Annotated in this window: 1 protein-coding gene; it reads left to right on the top strand. The window is 66.8% G+C overall.

The genetic code is table 11. The features are described 5' to 3' along the window. Window positions 1-146: 146 nt before the first annotated feature. The gene (locus EV643_RS43930; RefSeq protein WP_238166230.1) at window positions 147-1280 is read left to right on the top strand and encodes an ISAs1 family transposase; all 1134 of its coding nucleotides are present in this window, start codon (window positions 147-149) and stop codon (window positions 1278-1280) included. Window positions 1281-1303: the final 23 nt, after the last annotated feature.

Below are 1303 nucleotides of genomic sequence, written 5' to 3'. Positions count from 1 at the left end.
CAGGGCCCCGGCAAAGTCGTTGCCTGGGGCTCTGGCCTGCGGGTTTACGGCCGTGTGACCGGTGTGGCGTGTGTGACGGGTGTGGCTCGTGAGGCTTGGATGGAAGTTCTCACACTCACCGTCCAGCCGGAGAACCACACCCGTCCATGTCATCTTCTCGCACCACGGCCCATCTGCCTGCGGCACTCGCCGATACCTCTGGATCACGGCTACTTGATCTCCTCAAGACCGTCCCCGACCCGCGAGCACGCCGCGGTCGGCGCCACGACCTGGCATCAGTCCTCGCGGTAGGGCTGGCAGCTGTCATCGGCGGCGCGAGGTCGTTCGTCGCGATCGGTGAATGGGTGGCCCACCAGCCGCCCGAGACCCGCCGGGTCCTCGGGGTCGCCGGAGCGGCGGTCCCCGATGAGTCGACCATCCGACGGGTGTTCGCCCGCCTCGATTCCGACCTCCTCGACCAGCTCATCGGCGCGTTCATGTGGACCCGCACCCACACTGTCGGAGCGCGTCGCGTGATCGCCCTGGACGGCAAGACCGTGCGTGGTGCACGGTCGAAGACCACGACAGCGCCGCACCTTGTCGCCGCCCTCGACCAGCGCACCGGTGCAGTGGTCGGGCAGCTCGCGGTGACCGCGAAGTCCAACGAGATCCCAGCAGTACAAGGGCTCCTGAAACTCTTCGACCTTACAGGCGTCATCGTCACCGTCGATGCCATGCACACCCAGACCGACACCGCCGAACAGATCACCACCGCCGGCGGGGACTACGTCTTCACCGTCAAGGGCAACCAGCCCACGCTCTTCCGGGCGTGCAAGAACCTGCCCTGGAAGGACGTCCCCAGCCACACCACCACGAGCCGTGAGCACGGCCGCACAGCAACCCGGACCATCAAGGTCACCACCGCCCCGTCCTGGGTCGAGTTCGCCGGCGCCACCCAGATCGCCCAACTACGACGCACCGTCACACGCAACGGCAAGAAGGCCGTCGAAGTCGTCTACCTCATCACCTCCGCCGACCACCACCAAGCACCACCGGCGACCCTCGCGGCATGGGTCCGAGGCCACTGGGGCATCGAGAACCGACTCCACTGGGTCCGCGACGTCACCTACGACGAAGACCGCTCCCAAGTCCGCACCGGCAACGGCCCACAGGTCATGGCCACCCTGCGCAACACCGCCATCAGCCTCCTACGCCTGACCGGCGTCGACAACATCGCCCAACGCCTACGACATCACGCCCGAGACCCCGAAACCATCCTCAACCTGCTCCTGACCTGCTGAAACACGACTATGCCGGGGCCCTG

Origin of the sequence: Kribbella caucasensis, from assembly GCF_004361855.1 — a bacterium.
GTDB lineage: Bacteria > Actinomycetota > Actinomycetes > Propionibacteriales > Kribbellaceae > Kribbella > Kribbella caucasensis.
This window is presented reverse-complemented; position numbering and strand designations above follow the sequence as displayed.